Below are 16,924 nucleotides of genomic sequence, written 5' to 3'. Positions count from 1 at the left end.
ATAAAATAGAGCTTTAAAAATAAAGAAAAGTTATCGGCGGATTGGGTGATTTACGATGTTGCAGAAAGATGGCGACCTAAAAGCCATTAACAACAATTCTGTCATTGTTTGCGTCGGCATGCCGGGTAGCGCCTCGACCTGGTCCTTCAACGTCGTGCGCGCGCTGCTGGCCCATGTCCATGGCGACGATGGCTTCAAATCCGACTACCGCAACAATCTGGATCATTACGTCGGCATCGGGCAGAAGGCGGAGCGCCCCCTGGTGCTGAAAACCCACCACCCGGACAGCATGACCCAGCTGCGCCTGGCGCACGAGGACATCCCCATCGTCATCACCATCCGCGACCCGCGCGACTGTGTCGCCTCATTGATGCAGCGCTTCGGCCAGCCCTTCAACGACGCCTTCGCCTATGTCCTGCGCAGCGTGCGCCGCATCCAGCCCTGCATCGTGCGCGGCCGGCGCACGATGGTGCTGCGGTATGAGGAGGACTTCCACAACGACCCGGCCTCCGTCGCCCGCATCGCGGACCTGATCGGCGTCGACGCCCCGCCGGCGGTGCTGGCCCGCATCCATGAGCAACTGCTGACCCGGACCATCCGCAAGACCCTGGCGGAACTGGAGGAAAGCGGCCGCTTCGTGGAGAACGCCGGCACCCAGGCCAAGCCCGACCTGTTCGACCCGGTCACCCACTGGCACAAGTCACACATCGGCGATGGCGCCATCGGCAAGTACCGGACCCTGCCGGAGCAATCGCAAACCCTGCTGGAGAACGCCTTCTGGGCCTTCCTGGCCGCCTATTATCCCGTACCGGCGGAAGAGGCGGCGGGCGGCTAGCTGACCACCGTTTCAGACTGCTTGACCTCGGCCTGGTCGGTGCTGACCACGGTTTCGGTCTTGCCGTGGGGGCCGCGCATCTGGGTCACCATCTGCGTCACCTTCTCAGCGGCGGACTTGGTGAGTTCATCCGGCATCTTGTGGATCTCCACCTTGCCCTCGCGCACCACGATGATGGCGCAAGGGATGCTGCCGCCGCCCCCGCCGCCGCCCACCCCCTCCCCCCAGGCGGTGCCGCCATAGGTGCCGACGCCGAAGGTGACCAGGTTGACGGTCATGATGGTGGTGCCGTCGATGGTGATGGGATCGCCCAGGGTGCCCTGGTCGAACGCCTTGCGGAATTCCTCCATCAGGTCCTGGGTGTAGGCCTTGGTGGGGTCGACGGTGAAGGGGTTGAGGAACGTCATGGTTTCGCCTCCCGTGTTGCGGCGCAACAATATCATGACGCGCATCGGTGCGGAATAACTCTACTTAAGGATTCAACGCGACCGGCGTTGTAACACTTCCGTTACCGAAGGTCGTTTGACGCACGCGTCCTCCCCGTTATCGTTCAGCCCAACTACGTTCCAGGCGCCCGCGACCATCGGGCCCCTGGAACGGGCAATTTGATGGAACAGGCAAAGGGGATTTTTGGATGGGATTGGGCATGACGAAGCGGGCCCGGGGCCTGCGCCGCGCGGGGTGCGCCCTGGGTGCCGGCCTGCTGATGGCGACCACGGCGCTGGCGCAGACGGCACCGGCGCCGATGACGCCCTATATGGCGCCGGACATCCCGGCCAGCGTGGACTCGACCATCGAGGGGGCGGATTACGTCAAGCGCGACGTCATGATCCCCATGCGGGACGGCGTGAAGCTGCACACCGTCATCGTCATCCCGAAGGGTGCCAAGGGCGCCCCCATCATGCTGACCCGCACCCCCTACAATGCCACCAACCGGGCCAAGCGCTCCGTCAGCCCGCACATGGTGGCGACGCTGGCGCAGGGCGATGAAAGCTTTGTCGAGGAAGGCTACATCCGCGTCTTCCAGGACATCCGGGGCAAGTACGGCTCCGAAGGCGACTACGTCATGACCCGGCCGTTGCGCGGGCCGCTGAACAACACCGACGTGGACCACGCCACCGACGCCTACGACACCATCGACTGGCTGGTGAAGAACCTGCCGGAAAGCAACGGCAAGGTCGGCATGGTGGGATCCTCCTACGAAGGGTTCACGGTGCTGATGGCGCTGGCCAACCCGCACCCGGCCCTGAAGGCCGCCGTGCCCATGAGCCCGATGGTCGATGGCTGGAAGGGCGACGACTGGTTCCACAACGGCGCCTTCCGCCAGACCAATTTCGACTATTTCCAGGGCCAGACCACGGTGAAGGGCTCCGGCGAGGCCATCCCGCGCGGCGCCTATGACGACTACCAGACCTTCCTGGAGGCGGGATCCGCCGGCGACTTCGCCCACAAGTACCACCTGGACCAGCTGCCCTACTGGCACAAGCTCAGCGAACACCCGGCCTATGACGCCTACTGGCAGAACCAGGCGCTGGACGTGATCCTGGCCGCCCGCACGCCCACCGTGCCGACCATGATCGTCGCCAGCCTGTGGGACCAGGAGGACATGTATGGCGCGGTCCACACCTATGAGGCGATCGAGCCCAAGGACACCAACAACAACCTGAACTACCTGGTGCTGGGCCCGTGGCGGCACAGCGGCGTCAATTACGACGGCAGCACCCTGGGGCCGCTGAAGTTCGCGGGCGACACCGCCCTGGACTTCCGCCAGAACACCATGCTGCCTTTCCTGAACGAACATCTGAAGGACGGCGCGCCCAAGGCCGACACCCCGCCGGTGCTGGTCTATGAAAGCGGCACCAACGTCTGGCGGCATCTGAACCGCTGGCCCACATCCTGCGCCACCGGTTGCGCCAGCACGCCCAAGCCGCTGTACCTTGAGGCCGGCCAGGGCCTGGGCTTCACCGCACCCGCCAAGGGCGGCCCGGCCTATGACGAGTATGTCTCCGACCCGGCCAAGCCCGTGCCCTTCACCCCCCGCCCCGTGCGCTTCCGCGACGGTGATGCCTGGAAGCGCTGGCTGGTGACCGACCAGCGCGCCGTGGCCGACCGCACCGATGTGCTGGTCTACACCAGCGAGGTGCTGACCCAGCCCATGAAGATCAGCGGCGCGCCGGTGGTGAACCTGTACGCCAGCACCTCGGGCACCGACAGCGACTGGGTGGTCAAGCTGATCGACGTCTACCCGGACGAGGTGCCGTCGCAGCCGGAGATGGGCGGCTATCAGCTGGGCATCGGCATGGACATCTTCCGCGGCCGCTACCGCGACAGCCTGGAACACCCGACCGCCATCCCGGCGAACAAGGTCCAGCGCTATCGCTTCGAACTGCCCAACGCCAACCACGTCTTCCTGCCGGGCCATCGCGTCATGGTGCAGATCCAGTCCAGCTGGTTCCCGCTCTATGACCGCAACCCGCAGACTTTCGTGGACAATATCTTCTTCGCCAAGCCCGGCGACTACGCCAAGGCGACGCAGCGCATCTACCACCAGGGTGCGCAGGCCAGCTTCATCGACCTGCCCGTGGTGCCGGTGGAGTAATTTCCGGTCGCTTCATCGTGCCGCTTTCATTCGGACGCGCCGTCCCGTTAGACTTCGCTAACGGGCGGCGCGTTCGACACGCGCCCGGCGGAGGAACGGGCGGCGTGATGGGTCAACCGGCAGGGCATGCCCTGAAGACGTGCGTCAGGATCATCCTGCTGGCCTTGCTTTACCTGGGCACCGCCCGGCTGGGCCTGGTCCTGGCCAGCGTCAATGACAGCGCCAGCCCGGTGTGGCCGGCGTCGGGCCTGGCGGTGGCGGGCCTGCTGGTGTTCGGCATCCCGTCCTGGCCCTTCGTCCTGCTGGGCGCCTTCGCCGCCAACGCGCTGACGCCCGACGTGGGGCCGTTGACGGCGGCCTTCATCGCCGTGGGCAACACGGCCGAAGCCGTCATCGGCGCCCTGCTGTTCGCCCGCATCGACAGTGTCGACCGGGAGCGTCTGCAGGTCTCAAGGGCCGCCGCCCACGGCGTCGCCGCCATCATCGCCCCGGTCGCCAGCGCCACCATCGGGGTCACCAGCCTGCTGGTGGCCGGCAATCTTTCCTGGGACGTGAACCTCAGCGGCGTCTGGCTGACCTGGTGGACCGGCGACGCGCTGGGCATCCTGATCATCAACGCCGTCGCCATTTCCCTGCGCGACGCCGATGCCCGCGACTACGCCCCCGCGCGCCTGTGGGCCACGCTGCCGGGCAGCCTGCTGCCGGTGCTGGCCCTGACAGCCCTGGCCCTGGGCCTGTCCTTCGTGCCCCAGGCCCAGCAGGCCCTGGGATCCGGCGCCGTCCTGGGCATCTTCCTGCTGTACCCCGCCATCCTGCTGGCCGCCCATCGCTACGGCGCCCTGGGGGCCAACCTGGTGGTCTTGGTGGCGGCCGTGGTCTTCGTCATCGGCACCACGTCCGGCACCGGGCCCTTCATCGATGCCGGGCTGAACCAGGGCCTGCTGAACGTGCAGGCCATGCTGGCCACCTTCGCGCTGGCCGCCATCGTCTTTTCCGATATTCCGGCCCAGTCCATGCGCCTGGGCTCCATCGTTTTCCTGGTGGGCTGCGCCATTGCCGCCGGCGTGTTCCTGGACCGCGCCGACATCGCCCGGTCGCGGGACGAGGCGCACGTGGCCAAGCTGGTCGACAGCGCCATGGGCCGCATCCACGAACGGATGCTGGCCTACACCAACGCCCTGCAGGCGGGTGCCGCCCTTTATGCCACCGGCCTGCCCGTGGGGCGGGAGCAGTGGCGCGCCTTCGCGCAGACCATCAATATCGATGGCCGCTATCCCGGCGTGAACGGTATCGGCGTGGTCTATCCGGTGGCCGAAGCGGACCTCGACCGTTTCATCCAGAAAGCGCGGGCGGAGGGGGTGCCGGATTTCGCCCTGAAGTCCGCGGCCCCGCCGCCGGGCACCGACACCGACCGGGTGGTCGACGCGCCCGAGTACGACATCATCACCTATGTCGAGCCGGTGGCGACCAACGCCGCCGCCCTGGGCCTGAATGTGGCGACGGAGGCCGGCCGGCGCCAGGCGGCCGCCCGCGCCCGCGACACGGGCGAGCCCACGCTGACCAAACGGATCACCCTGGTGCAGGACGCCCAGCGGCGGTTCGGTTTCCTTTATTTCATCCCCGTCTATGCGCCCGGCCGGCCGTTGGACAGCCCCATTCAGCGGCGCCAGGCGCTGCTGTGCTGGATCTACGCCCCCTTCATATCGGAGGTGTTCTTCCGCGAGGCCCTGCGCGGCATGGTGGATGAGGTGGACGTGGCCGTGTTTGACGGCGCGGAGATCCGCCCCGACGCGCTGCTGTACCGTACCCTCACCCCCAATGCCGAAGAGGATCGGTTGGCCGCCCGCCTGGGGCTGACGCCGTCCGCCCCGACGCCGGTGTTGCCCACCCAGGTGCTGTCGGCGGACGCCGCCGGGTTTGAGCAGGTCAGCCGGGTGGAGGAAGGTGGGCGCACCCTGACGCTGGCCTGGACGCGCGCGCCGGCCTTCGCCTCCGCCGGCCAGGCGGGGGCGGCGGAGGCGGCGGCCAGCCTGGCCTTCATCGCCCTGATGCTGGCGGCCCTGACCGCCAACCTGCACCTGGTGCGCGCCCGGGCCACGGCCATCGCCGAAGGCATGACCCAGGAGCTGAGCGCCATCAACGAAAAGCTGATGGCCACCGGCGACCGCCTGGCGCTGGCCACCCAATCCGGCGGCATCGGCGTCTGGGAACACGACCTGGCGACCAACACCCTGGTGTGGGACGCCTATATGTTCCAGATCTATGGCGTGGATCCGGCCACGCCCCGCCAGCAGGTTTTCAGCCTCTGGCAGTCGCGCTGCCATCCGGATGATCTGGGCCGCATGCGGGCGGAAATCCAGGCGGTGATCCGGGGCGAAAGCGCGCTGGACACCGAATTCCGCATCCACCGCCCCGACGGCAGCATCCGCCACATCAAGGTCAACGGCCTGCTGGAACGCGATGCCGCCGGCCGGCCGTGGAAGATCGTGGGCGTGAATTGGGACGTCACCGTCGCCCGCGAAAGCGCCCGCGCCCTGGCGGCGGAGAAACGCCGGGCGGAAGAGGCCAACCGCGCCAAGAACGACTTCCTGGCCAATATGAGCCATGAGGTGCGCACGCCCATGAACGGGGTGGTGGGCATGGTCCAGCTGCTGCTGGACACGCCCGGCCTGACGGTGGAGCAGCGGGCCTATGCCGAGACGATCCGCGACAGCGCCGACGCCCTGCTGGGCGTGATCAACGACATCCTCGACATCTCCAAGCTCGAGGCCGGCAAGGTGGAGCTGGAAAGCCTGTCCTTCGATTTGGGCGACCTGATGGAAGGGGTGGCCGCCATCCTGGCGCCCCGCGCCCGCGACAAGGGCATAGAGATGGGCGTCCTGGTGGTGGAGGAGGCGCGGCGGCATTGGTACGGCGACCCCACCCGCCTGCGCCAGATCCTGCTGAACCTGGCCGGCAACGCCGTGAAGTTCACCGAGCAGGGCTGGGTCAGCGTCGTGGTCACCTGCCTGCCCGCCGCCACGCCCAATGCCCGGCGCCTGCGTTTCACCGTGCAGGACACCGGCATCGGCCTGGCCGACGATCAGGTGCAGCGCCTGTTCCTGAAGTTCTCCCAGGCGGACGCCTCGGTCACCCGGCGCTTCGGCGGCACCGGCCTGGGCCTGGCTATTTGTCGCGAACTGGTGGATCTGATGGGCGGCGACATCGGCGTGGACAGCACGCCCGGCCAGGGCTCCACCTTCTGGTTCGAGGTGCCGCTGCCGCCGGCGGAGGCGGCCACGGCCCCGCGGATATCGCTGGAAAGCGTGCGCGGCCGCCATGCCCTGGTGGTGGACGATTTGGCGATGAACCGGCTGATCCTGACCCACAACCTGTCCTTCGACCTGGGCCTGCGGGTGGAAGAGGCGGCGGACGGCGAGGCGGCGCAGGCCCGCCTGGAAGAGGCTGTCGGCAGCGCCGATCCCTTCGACGTGCTGCTGGTGGACCACCGCATGCCGGGGCTCAACGGGCCGGAGTTGGCGGCACGGGTGCGTGCCGATCCCCGCTTCGCCGACGTGCGCATCATCCTGGTCAGTTCCGTCGAGGGCGACCATGACGGCACCGAGGTCCGCTATGACGCCGTGCTGCCCAAGCCGGTGCGCCGCCTGCCGCTGAACGAGGCGGTGGCGCGGGCCTTCGGCTGCCTGGTGCCGCCCTGCGCCCCCGACCTTCCCGCCGCACCGGCCGACGGCGGCGGTCGCCGCGTCCTGCTGGTGGAGGACAACCCCACCAACCAGGCGGTCGCCGCCCTGATGCTGCGCAAGGCCGGTTATACCGTGGCCTTGGCGGAGGACGGCATGCAGGCGGTCACGGCCTGCGAGCGTGACCATTTCGACATCGTGCTGATGGACGTGCAGATGCCGGTGATGGACGGGGTGGAGGCCACCCGCCGCATCCGCGAGGCGGAGGTGTCCGCCGGCCGGCCCCGCACCCCCATCCTGGCCATGACCGCCAACGCCATGGTGGGGATGAGCGATGAATACGCGGCGGTGGGCATGGATGACTGCGTCTACAAGCCCTTCCGCCAATCCCAGATGCTGGAGGCGGTGGCGCACTGGTCGACCGCCGTTTCCCAAGGCGCCCTTCCCCCCGCGGATGCGGAAGACGGGGCCATGCCGGAACCGGAAGCGGACGACCCGCCCCTGCTGGATACCGGGGTGCTGGCGAAGCTGGAGGCGGTGGCCGGGGGGCCGGCCTTCCAGGGCCTGATTCAGAATTTCGTGGAGAATGGCGGGAGTCGGGTGGCGCGGGTGGCGGCATTGACCGCCGCCGGCCCCGACCTGGACCTGGACGCCCTGCGGTGGGAGGCCCACGACCTGCTTTCCACATCCGGGAACTGTGGATTACGGCGCCTGGAAAACGCGGCGCGGCATCTTCAGGCCGCCTGCGACGCCGGCGACATCGACCAGGCGCTGACGGCGGGAAAACTGGTGGCTGTCATCGGGCCCCAATCCTGGAACGCCCTGGGCGCCCGTTTCCTGGATCTAGATCATTGATATAATTGTTTGTTTCCCATAACGCCAAAGATGTTAAGAAATTATACATAAATTGGAAGTTATTAACGGGTCGCACCCTTAGGTAATTTTCGCGGCCGCAGCAATTCCATAAACGCAAAGCCCGCTGTGAAAGTTTCCGTTATACGTCGCTTGACAGGGTTTTATGGAAAACCGCGACAGCGCGGGTAAGCGTTTGGCGTGCAACGGCGGGCGTACTAATCTGGGACCTATGTTCCCACCCCCGGGGACATATTCGGGAACGGCTTGGCCTTTGAGTGCGTTTGCGTGACGGAAGAGCGATAGACGTGAAAGACGCGGCAGTGTTGGACAGCATCATCAAGACCCCTTCCCCCCTTCCGGCCGCCCTGACTGTGGGCACGATCGCCCCCTCGCGATTGACGCACCTGCAGCGGTTGGAGGCGGAAAGCATCCACATCCTGCGGGAAGTGGTGGCGGAAACGCAGAACCCGGTGATGATGTATTCCATCGGCAAGGACAGCGCGGTGATGCTGCACCTGGCGATGAAGGCCTTTTACCCGGCCAAACCGCCCTTCCCCCTGCTGCACGTGGACACCACCTGGAAGTTCCGCGAGATGATCGCCTTCCGCGACCAGCGCGTGGCGGATCTGGGCCTGGACCTGCTGGTCCACACCAACCCCGAAGGCCTGGCCCGCGGCATCGGCCCCTTCACCCACGGCTCCGCCATCCACACCCAGGTGATGAAGACGGAGGCGCTGAAGCAAGCGCTGGACCGCTACGGCTTTGACGCGGCCTTCGGTGGCGCGCGCCGTGACGAGGAGAAGAGCCGCGCCAAGGAGCGCATCTTCAGCTTCCGCACCGACCAGCACCGCTGGGACCCCAAGAACCAGCGCCCCGAACTTTGGCAGCTGTACAACGCCCGCAAGAACAAGGGCGAAAGCATCCGCGTCTTCCCCCTGTCCAATTGGACCGAGCTGGACATCTGGGAATACATCTACCTGGAAAACATCCCCATCGTGCCGCTGTACTTTGCCGCCGAACGCCCGGTGGTGGAGCGTGACGGCGCCCTGATCATGGTGGATGACGACCGCATGCCCCTGAAGCCGGGCGAGGTGCCGCAGCAGCGCCGCGTGCGCTTCCGCACCCTGGGCTGCTACCCCCTGACCGGCGCCTTCGACAGCGACGCCGACAGCCTGCCGGCCATCATCCGCGAGATGCTGCTGGCCCGCACATCGGAACGCCAGGGCCGCGTCATCGACCGCGACGGCGGCGCCTCCATGGAGCAGAAGAAGCAGGAAGGGTACTTCTGATGGCCCCGGATACCCTGTCCGCCTCTGGGGAGGCTGGCGTGAGCGAGATCGAGCGCTACCTGGAAGCCCAGCAATCCAAGAGCCTGTTGCGCTTCATCACCTGCGGCAGCGTCGACGACGGCAAGAGCACCCTGATAGGCCGCATGCTGTACGACAGCAAGATGCTGTTCGAGGACCAGCTGGCGGCGCTGGAGGCCGACAGCCGCAAGGTCGGCACGCAAGGTGGCGACCTGGATTTCGCCCTGCTGGTCGACGGCCTGTCGGCGGAGCGTGAACAGGGCATCACCATCGATGTCGCCTATCGTTTCTTCAGCACCGACCGGCGCAAGTTCATCGTGGCCGACACCCCCGGCCATGAACAGTACACGCGCAACATGGTCACCGGCGCCTCCACCGCCGACCTGGCCATCATCCTGATCGACGCGCGCAAGGGCGTGCTGCCGCAGACGCGGCGCCACAGCTTCCTGGTGTCCCTGCTGGGCATCCGCAAGATCGTCCTGGCCGTCAACAAGATGGACCTGATGGGCTATGACCCGGCGGTGTTCGCGCGGGTGGAAGCGGAATACCGCGCCTTCGCCCGGCAGCTGGACCTGACGGACATCCAGGCCATTCCCCTGTCGGCCCTGAAGGGCGACAACGTCACCACCCTGACCGACGCCATGCCCTGGTATCAGGGGCCGACCCTGATCGGCCACCTGGAAACGGTGGAGGTGTCGGACAGCCGCGCCAACCACCCCTTCCGCCTGCCGGTGCAGTGGGTCAACCGCCCCAACCTGGACTTCCGCGGCTACGCCGGCACCATCGCCGCCGGCACCGTGCGCCCGGGCGACCTGATCCGCGTATTGCCCTCCGGCCAGGAAAGCCGGGTGGCGCGCATCGTCACCCAGGACGGCGACCTGGAGGTGGCGGTCGCCGGCCAGTCGGTCACCCTGACCCTGGCGGATGAGATCGACATCAGCCGCGGCGACGTCCTGTCGTCCCTGGATGAGGCGGTCGAGGCGGCCGACCAGATGGAGGCCACGCTGGTCTGGATGTCGGAAGCGCCGCTACTGCCGGGCCGTCCCTACATCCTGAAGCTGGGCGCCAAGTCGGTGCCGGCCACGGTGGCGACGCTGAAGCACAAGATCAACGTCAACACCCTGGAACAGCTGGCGGCCAAGACCCTGGCCCTGAACGAGGTCGGGCTGGTCACCCTCAGCCTGGACCAGGCGGTGGCCTTCGATGTCTACCGCAACAACCGCGATACCGGCGGTTTCATCCTGATCGACCGGCTGACCAATGAGACGGTGGCCGCCGGCCTCATCCGCTCCGCCATCGTGCGCACCGTGCCATGGCAAGTGCTGGACGTGGACAAGCGCGCCCGCTCGCAGATGAAGGGCCAGCGGCCCCGCGTGCTGTGGTTCACCGGCCTGTCGGGTGCGGGCAAGTCCACCATCGCCAACCTGGTGGAAAAGAAGCTGCACGCCCACGGCCGCCACACCATGCTGCTGGACGGCGACAACGTCCGCCACGGCCTGAACCGCGACCTGGGCTTCACCGACGCCGACCGGGTGGAGAACATTCGCCGCGTGGCGGAGGTGTCCAAGCTGATGGTGGAATCAGGATTGATCGTCCTGGTCTCTTTCATCTCCCCCTACCGGGCGGAACGGCGGCTGGCGCGCGAGCTGCTGGGCCCGGGCGAGTTCCTGGAGGTGTTCGTCGACACCCCCCTGGCGGTGGCCGAGGAACGCGACGTGAAGGGCCTGTACGCCAAGGCGCGCAGCGGCAAGCTGCCCAACTTCACCGGCATCGACAGCGCCTATGAGCCGCCGGAATCGCCCGACGTGCGCATCGACACCCAGGCCATGACCGCCGAACAGGCGGCCAACCACATCTTCACGCTGCTGTCGCGCTTTGACGAGGATGCCGACCTGGTGGACGGCGCCGCCATCTGATTGAGGTTTTTCAGCAGCATTTGCCCTCAGGCGCCGGGCGCCCGCATCCGCGGGCTTGGGCTTCCTCGGTTTCCAGTCCGCTAACGCTCCCCGGAAACCTGCGGCGGACGCGGTCGCGTCCTACAGCGGCATAAGGCTCAGCCTTATGCCGCTGGTATATCCCATGAACGAAGGGCCGGCCGGAGCGATCCGCCGGCCCTTCGCTTTTGTGCCCCGAAACCTTTCCCCAAATTGGCCCCACGCCGCCCGAGCTCAAGCGGACCTACCCTGCGGTTGTCCGATCGGTCAACCATTTGTGGTTAAAGCACGCCGCGCACGCTATGATGGTAGCGATATCGGGCGGTCAGGTGACACCAGTCGGGGGGCAAGGGTGCATCAGGACAAAGTCGAACTTTTGCGATCCATGACCATCAACCGGGCGCAACCGGCGCCGGCAAAGGGCGGCGCGCGCCCGCTGATCCTGGGCTTGGGTGGTGGGGTGCTGGTGGTGGCCATCGCGGGCGCCATCGCCTGGTTCAGCGGCGTGCTGGACCTTCGTAAACCACCTGCCGATGGCGGGCAAACCGCAGCGTCCGCCCCCGTGTCCGCGGCCCCGCCGCAGTCCGGCCCAGCGGCACCGCCGGATCCCGTCGTGCGCGGTGGCGGCCTGACCGGCTCCGGCTATGTGGTGGCCCGGCGGGTCGCCACCGTTTCCGCCGACATCACCGGCCGGGTGCAGGAGGTATTGGTCCAGGAGGGCATGCTGGTGCAGAAGGGCCAGGTGCTGGCCCGGCTGGACGACGTGCTGGCCCGCAACGACCTGGATCGGGAACGCGCCCGCCAGGCCTCGGCGGAGGCGGCGGTGAACGTCACCCAGGCCGACCTGGTGGACGCGGAAAAGACGCTGGAGCGCACCCGCACCCTGACCGGCAACCATTATTCCAGCGAGGCCGACCTGATCAAGGCCGACGCCCGGGCCGCCGGCCTGCGGGCGCAACTGATCAAGGCCAAGGCCGACGTCAACGCCGCCCGGGTGACCGTGGCCTATGACGCGGAGATGCTGGACCGCCACCAGGTGCGGGCCCCCTTCACCGGCGTGGTGACGGAAAAGAACGCCCAGCCGGGGGAGATCATCTCCCCCTTGTCCGCCGGCGGCTTCACCCGCACCGGCGTCTGCACCCTGGTGGACATGGACAGCCTGGAATTCGAGGTAGAGGTGAACGAGGCCAACATCGCCCGCGTCCACCCCGGGCAGCCGGTCACCGCCGTGCTGGACGCCTATCCGGACTGGAAGGTGCCGGCGGAGGTGCTGGCCATCATCCCCACTGCCAGCCGGGAAAAGGCGACCATCAAGGTGCGCGTGATCATCCGCACCAAGGATCCCCGCATCCTGCCCAACATGGCGGCCAAGGTGACCTTCCAGGAAGACCGCAAGGGCACCTGAGCACCGAAAGACGCCCCCATCCATTTCCTTGCCACAGCCATGGGAGCCACAGGCCATGAGCGGCCAGACTCTGATCCAGCTTCAGGACGTCTCCAAACGCTTCATCAAGGGCAAGGACACCATCACCATCTTCGACCATCTGGGCCTGACCATCCCGGTCGGCGACTTCGTGGCGGTGATGGGGCCCAGCGGGTCGGGCAAGACCACGCTGCTGAACCTGCTGGGCGGCATCGACCAGCCGACGGAAGGTGCCATCACCTTCGACGGCAGCCGCGTGGACGCCCTGAACGAGGGGCAGCTGGCGCGCTGGCGGGCCCACAATGTGGGGTTCATCTTCCAGTTCTATAACCTGATGCCCACCCTGTCGGCGGCGCGCAACGTGGAACTGCCCCTGCTGCTGACCTCCTTCGGACGGGCGGAGCGCAAGCGGCGGGTGGAGGCGGCCTTGAGCCTGGTGGGCCTGGCCGAGCGCGCCAGCCATTACCCACGCGAGATGTCGGGCGGCCAGCAGCAGCGCGTGGCCATCGCCCGCGCCCTGATCTCCGACCCCAAGCTGCTGCTGTGCGACGAGCCCACCGGCGACCTGGACCGCAGCACGGCGGACGAGATCCTGGCCATGCTGCAACTGCTGAACCGGGAAATGGGCAAGACCATCGTCATGGTCACCCACGATCCGGAGGCGGCGAAATATGCCCGGCGCACCCTGCACCTGGACAAGGGCCGCTTCACCGAACGGGAACTGGTGGCATGAGCGACCTCTACCTGCTGTGGCGCAACCTGTTCCGGCGCAAGCTGCGCACCTTCCTGATGATGCTGGCCATCTTCGTGGCCTTCCTCATCTACGGCGTGCTGGCCAGCGTCAACTACGCCTTCAACGCCGGCCTGGACGCCGCCGCCGACAACCGGCTGGTGGTGACCAACAAGATCACCTTCATCCAGCCCCTGCCCTTCGCCTATGTCGCCAAGGTGGCGGCGGTGAAGGGGGTGAAGCAGGTGACCCACGCCAGCTGGTTCGGCGGCTATTACCAGGATCCGCGCAACCAGATCGGCACCTTCGCCGTCGATCCGGAAAGCTACCTGGACATGTATCGCGACACCATGGCGGTGGACGCGGCCGCCCGCGACACCTTCCTGCACGACCGCAACAGCATGCTGGTGGGCGAAACCATCGCCAACAAGTACGGCTGGAAGGTGGGCGACCGCATTCCCCTCAACTCCAACATCCTCACCAACAAAAGCGACAACACCCACACCTGGGAACTGACGGTGGCCGGCATCATCCACCCGGTCAAGGCGAGTTCGAACCCCGCCGTCGTCCTGCTCCCCTACGAAAACCTCAATGAAAGCCGAAGCTGGGGCAAGGACACCGTGGGCTGGATGATCCTGCAGACGGACAGCGCCACCCTGAACGAAAAGGTGTCGGACACCATCGACGCCCTGTTCGCCAACTCCCCCTCCGAGACCAACACCGGCACGGAAAAGGCGTTCGGCAAGGCCTTCCTGGCCCAGCTGGGCAACATCGCCCTGATCATCACCCTGGTGGTGGGGGCGGCCTTCGCCACCATCCTGATGATCGTGGGCAACACCATGGTGATGGCGGTGCGCGAACGCACCAAGGAGATCGCCGTCCTGAAGACCCTGGGCTTCCCGTCGTGGCGCATCTGGCGGCAGGTGCTGGGGGAATCCGTCCTGCTGGCGCTGCTGGGCGGCCTGCCGGCCCTGCTGGTGGCGTCCGTGCTGCTGCGCGGGCTCAGCAAGGCGGTGGAGGGCTCATTCCCCCCCATGATGCTGACGGCGCCGGTGGCCGGCCTGGGCGTGGGTTTCATGCTGCTGCTGGGTCTGGCCACCGGCTTCGTGCCGGCGCTGACGGCCCTGCGCCTCAACATCGTCACGGCCCTGGGCCGCCTCTGAAGGGGAAGAACCGGTCATGCGTTTGCTGAACGAGATCGTGGCGGTGACCACCATCTGCCTGAAAAGCATCCCCCAGCGTTTCTGGTCCTCCCTCTCCACCGTGGTGGCGGTGGCCCTGGTGGTGACGGTGCTGCTGTCCTTCCTGGCCATGGCCGCCGGGTTCCAGCGCACCATGCGGGGCAGCGGCGCCAGCGACGTTGCCATGCTGCTGCGCGCCGGCGCCGAGGCCGAACTGAACAGCGGCGTTTCCCGCGACCAGGCCCGCCTGATCGAGGAGGCGCCGGGCGTGGCGCGCGGGCCCGACGGCAAGGCCGTGGTCTCGCCCGAGCTGTACGTCATCGTTGACGCCATCAAGAAATCGGCCGTGCCGGCGGACGGTAACCTGAAGAAGGCGGCCAAGGGCAACGTCAGCCTGCGCGGCCTGGGCCCCGCCGGCATCGCATCGCGCCCCGGCCTGAAGATCGTGGAAGGGCGCGCGTTCGCCCCCGGCACCAACGAACTGATGGTGGGCCGTGCCCTGGAGCGCGACTTCGTGGGCATGAACCTGGGCAACACCGTCCATCTGGGCAACAGCAGCTGGGTGGTGGTGGGCGTGTTTGAGTTGGACGGCAGCGTCTTTGAGTCCGAGATGTGGGGGGACACGCCGGTGGTGCAGGACCTGTTCCACCGCCAGAACGTCTTCCAGTCCATCCGCGCCCGCCTGACCGGGCCGGATGCCCTGGCCGCCCTGAAGGATTACGTCGCCAACGACCCACAGCTGAAGCTGGATGTCAGCACGGAGGCCGCCTACTACGCCCAGCAGGCCAGCCGCACCAGCGACCTGATCCAGAAGCTGGGCTGGCCCCTGGCCATCGCCATGGCCCTGGGCGCCCTGGCCGGCGCGCTCAACACCATGTACAGCTCGGTCGCGGCGCGGGCGCAGGAGATCGCCACCCTGCGCTGCATCGGGTTCAGCGGCCTTTCATCCTTCGTCGGCACCCTACTGGAAAGCCTGGCGCTGTCGCTGGTCGGCGGCTTGCTGGGGGCCATCGTCACCTGGGCGGTGTTCGACGGCTTCACCGCCTCCACCCTGTCCGGCTTCTCCCAGGTGGTCTTCACCTTCCACCTGACGCCGGCCGTGGCGGCGCAAGGCATCGTCCTGGCCTTGATCGTGGGTTTCATCGGCGGCTTCTTCCCCGCCTGGCGCGCGGCCCGCGTCCCCATCGTGGAAGCCTACGGCACGCCCTGACAAGCCGCGTGCCGGCCTGTGGGCCGGCCTTGTCCCACCAAAGCGCTACCCCGCTTGCCCGCCGCCTGAAACCCCGCGGCCGGCCGTGGAGAAGGGTGCCTTCAGGGTATCTTTACCTTTATGCCCTAAACACAATTGCGAAGGTTCGGGGTCTCCCCCACCGGTCCTGTGGCAACGGACCGATCGGATGGCGGCTTCCAGCCGGCAGCGTGTCCTTGCTGACCCAAGGTGAGTATGGGATACTTGCAGTTCCGCACCCTAGGCATACATCCCCCTTGCCGCGCCCATTCGGAGGTACGCAGGAGGGGGTAGGACGGGGTGCTGGGAAGCCATCCACGCGGACGGCTTCGGGATTTCAGGTCCGGGCGGGTGTCGGATGACCCCCACCGGTTTGGTTGTGGAAAGCGGCAGGACGCCCGTGCGTCCCCCCGGTCAGCCGTACCTTCGACGGTGCGGCGCCCGTGGCGGGAAATGCGGGACTTCCGTCCGACTGGAAACGAATTAGCCAGGGATCACGTGCTCTGATGAAGCCTTCGGCCGGATACACCCACCGCCCCGCATCGGACAGTCCGCGCGACATCGAAGCCTGGGGACTGACGGAAGCCGCACGCCGGCTGATGGCGGCGGCCCAGAATCCCAGCGATCCGGAGCCCTTGCGCCAGGCGCTGTCGCTGAACCAGCGGCTCTGGACCATCTTCCAGACGTCCATGGCGGAGGACGATTGCCCCCTGCCCCGCGACCTGCGGGAGAACATCCTGCGGCTCTCGCTGATCGTCGACCGGCAAACGTTCGAGCGGCTAGGGGACTTGGACGTGACTAAGCTGGACCAGCTGATCGACATCAACCGCAACGTCGCCGCCGGCCTGTCCCAGCGCCCCGCCGAAACCGCGCCCGCCGCCGGGGCCCAGGCCCCGCGTCCGGGCACCGCCCCACAGCCCGTCGCCGCGATGCCGGCGCGCGCGCCAGCCATGGCGTCCGCGCCTGTCGCGCCGCGGCCCGGAATGGCCGCCGGTGGGGTAGGAAAGTTCAACATATCGATTTAGACGGGCCGCGGCGGAAAAGCGGGCGCGAAAAATTCAACCCCTTCCGCAACGCCCACTGATTATCTTGCATTTTATCGTTCTATCGTTCACACTGTTGCAAACTATTGGGTGATGGGTCCGTTCCACC

General features: G+C 67.1%; 11 protein-coding genes. 10 read left to right on the top strand and 1 reads right to left on the bottom strand.

Annotated elements, in window-relative coordinates; translation table 11 throughout:
• Positions 1–118 precede the first annotated feature (118 nt).
• Complete coding sequence (locus PW843_06365; GenBank protein MDE1146236.1) at positions 119–835, top strand: sulfotransferase domain-containing protein; 717 nt, start codon at positions 119–121, stop codon at positions 833–835.
• Here PW843_06365 and PW843_06360 read toward each other — a convergent pair.
• A complete protein-coding gene (locus tag PW843_06360) occupies positions 832–1,242 on the bottom strand; it encodes a spore germination protein GerW family protein (GenBank protein MDE1146235.1) in 411 nt (136 codons plus the stop codon). The two genes, PW843_06365 and PW843_06360, sit on opposite strands and share 4 nt — an antisense overlap.
• A gap of 239 nt (positions 1,243–1,481) precedes the next feature.
• Here PW843_06360 and PW843_06355 point away from each other — a divergent pair, with 239 nt between their 5' ends.
• The 9 genes from PW843_06355 to flaF all read left to right on the top strand — a co-directional run bounded on the left by PW843_06355 (position 1,482) and on the right by flaF (position 16,797).
• Complete coding sequence (locus PW843_06355) at positions 1,482–3,434, top strand: CocE/NonD family hydrolase (protein MDE1146234.1); 1,953 nt, start codon at positions 1,482–1,484, stop codon at positions 3,432–3,434.
• Positions 3,435–3,541: 107 nt separating this feature from the next.
• Entirely contained in the window at positions 3,542–7,969 is a 4,428-nt protein-coding gene (locus PW843_06350; GenBank protein ID MDE1146233.1) for a CHASE domain-containing protein, read from the top strand.
• 371 nt (positions 7,970–8,340) lie between these two features.
• Positions 8,341–9,258: a sulfate adenylyltransferase subunit CysD gene (cysD, locus tag PW843_06345; protein ID MDE1146232.1), complete on the top strand. Its 918-nt coding sequence runs from the start codon at positions 8,341–8,343 to the stop codon at positions 9,256–9,258.
• Positions 9,258–11,192 carry a sulfate adenylyltransferase subunit CysN gene (gene cysN, locus PW843_06340; GenBank protein MDE1146231.1) on the top strand — a complete coding sequence of 645 codons (1,935 nt, stop codon included), beginning with the start codon at positions 9,258–9,260 and terminating at the stop codon, positions 11,190–11,192. Before cysD ends, cysN begins: the two co-directional genes overlap by 1 nt.
• Before the next feature lie 403 nt (positions 11,193–11,595).
• Positions 11,596–12,615: an efflux RND transporter periplasmic adaptor subunit gene (locus tag PW843_06335; GenBank protein ID MDE1146230.1), complete on the top strand. Its 1,020-nt coding sequence runs from the start codon at positions 11,596–11,598 to the stop codon at positions 12,613–12,615.
• 55 nt (positions 12,616–12,670) lie between these two features.
• Positions 12,671–13,366 carry an ABC transporter ATP-binding protein gene (locus tag PW843_06330; protein MDE1146229.1) on the top strand — a complete coding sequence of 232 codons (696 nt, stop codon included), beginning with the start codon at positions 12,671–12,673 and terminating at the stop codon, positions 13,364–13,366.
• Positions 13,363–14,526, top strand: a complete 1,164-nt coding sequence (locus tag PW843_06325; protein MDE1146228.1) for an ABC transporter permease — start codon at positions 13,363–13,365, stop codon at positions 14,524–14,526. Before PW843_06330 ends, PW843_06325 begins: the two co-directional genes overlap by 4 nt.
• 16 nt (positions 14,527–14,542) lie before the next feature.
• Positions 14,543–15,754 carry an ABC transporter permease gene (locus PW843_06320; GenBank protein ID MDE1146227.1) on the top strand — a complete coding sequence of 404 codons (1,212 nt, stop codon included), beginning with the start codon at positions 14,543–14,545 and terminating at the stop codon, positions 15,752–15,754.
• Between the two features lie 524 nt (positions 15,755–16,278).
• Positions 16,279–16,797 (top strand): flagellar biosynthesis regulator FlaF, encoded by a 519-nt coding sequence (gene flaF, locus PW843_06315; protein MDE1146226.1) that lies wholly within the window; start codon positions 16,279–16,281, stop codon positions 16,795–16,797.
• The last annotated feature ends 127 nt before the right edge of the window (positions 16,798–16,924 follow it).

Source organism: Azospirillaceae bacterium, from assembly GCA_028283825.1.
Classification (GTDB): Bacteria; Pseudomonadota; Alphaproteobacteria; order Azospirillales; family Azospirillaceae; genus Nitrospirillum.
Note: the sequence above shows the minus strand (reverse complement) of the source record. Positions and strands in the feature narration are given on the sequence as shown.

Coding starts and splice junctions, on each gene's coding strand:
- flaF (MDE1146226.1), top strand. CDS start 16,279: ATGAAGCCTTCGGCCGGATACACCCACCGCCCCGCATCGGACAGTCCG.
- PW843_06330 (MDE1146229.1), top strand. CDS start 12,671: ATGAGCGGCCAGACTCTGATCCAGCTTCAGGACGTCTCCAAACGCTTC.
- cysN (MDE1146231.1), top strand. CDS start 9,258: ATGGCCCCGGATACCCTGTCCGCCTCTGGGGAGGCTGGCGTGAGCGAG.
- PW843_06335 (MDE1146230.1), top strand. CDS start 11,596: ATGACCATCAACCGGGCGCAACCGGCGCCGGCAAAGGGCGGCGCGCGC.
- PW843_06320 (MDE1146227.1), top strand. CDS start 14,543: ATGCGTTTGCTGAACGAGATCGTGGCGGTGACCACCATCTGCCTGAAA.
- PW843_06325 (MDE1146228.1), top strand. CDS start 13,363: ATGAGCGACCTCTACCTGCTGTGGCGCAACCTGTTCCGGCGCAAGCTG.
- PW843_06360 (MDE1146235.1), bottom strand. CDS start 1,242: ATGACGTTCCTCAACCCCTTCACCGTCGACCCCACCAAGGCCTACACC.
- PW843_06350 (MDE1146233.1), top strand. CDS start 3,542: ATGGGTCAACCGGCAGGGCATGCCCTGAAGACGTGCGTCAGGATCATC.
- PW843_06355 (MDE1146234.1), top strand. CDS start 1,482: ATGACGAAGCGGGCCCGGGGCCTGCGCCGCGCGGGGTGCGCCCTGGGT.
- PW843_06365 (MDE1146236.1), top strand. CDS start 119: ATGCCGGGTAGCGCCTCGACCTGGTCCTTCAACGTCGTGCGCGCGCTG.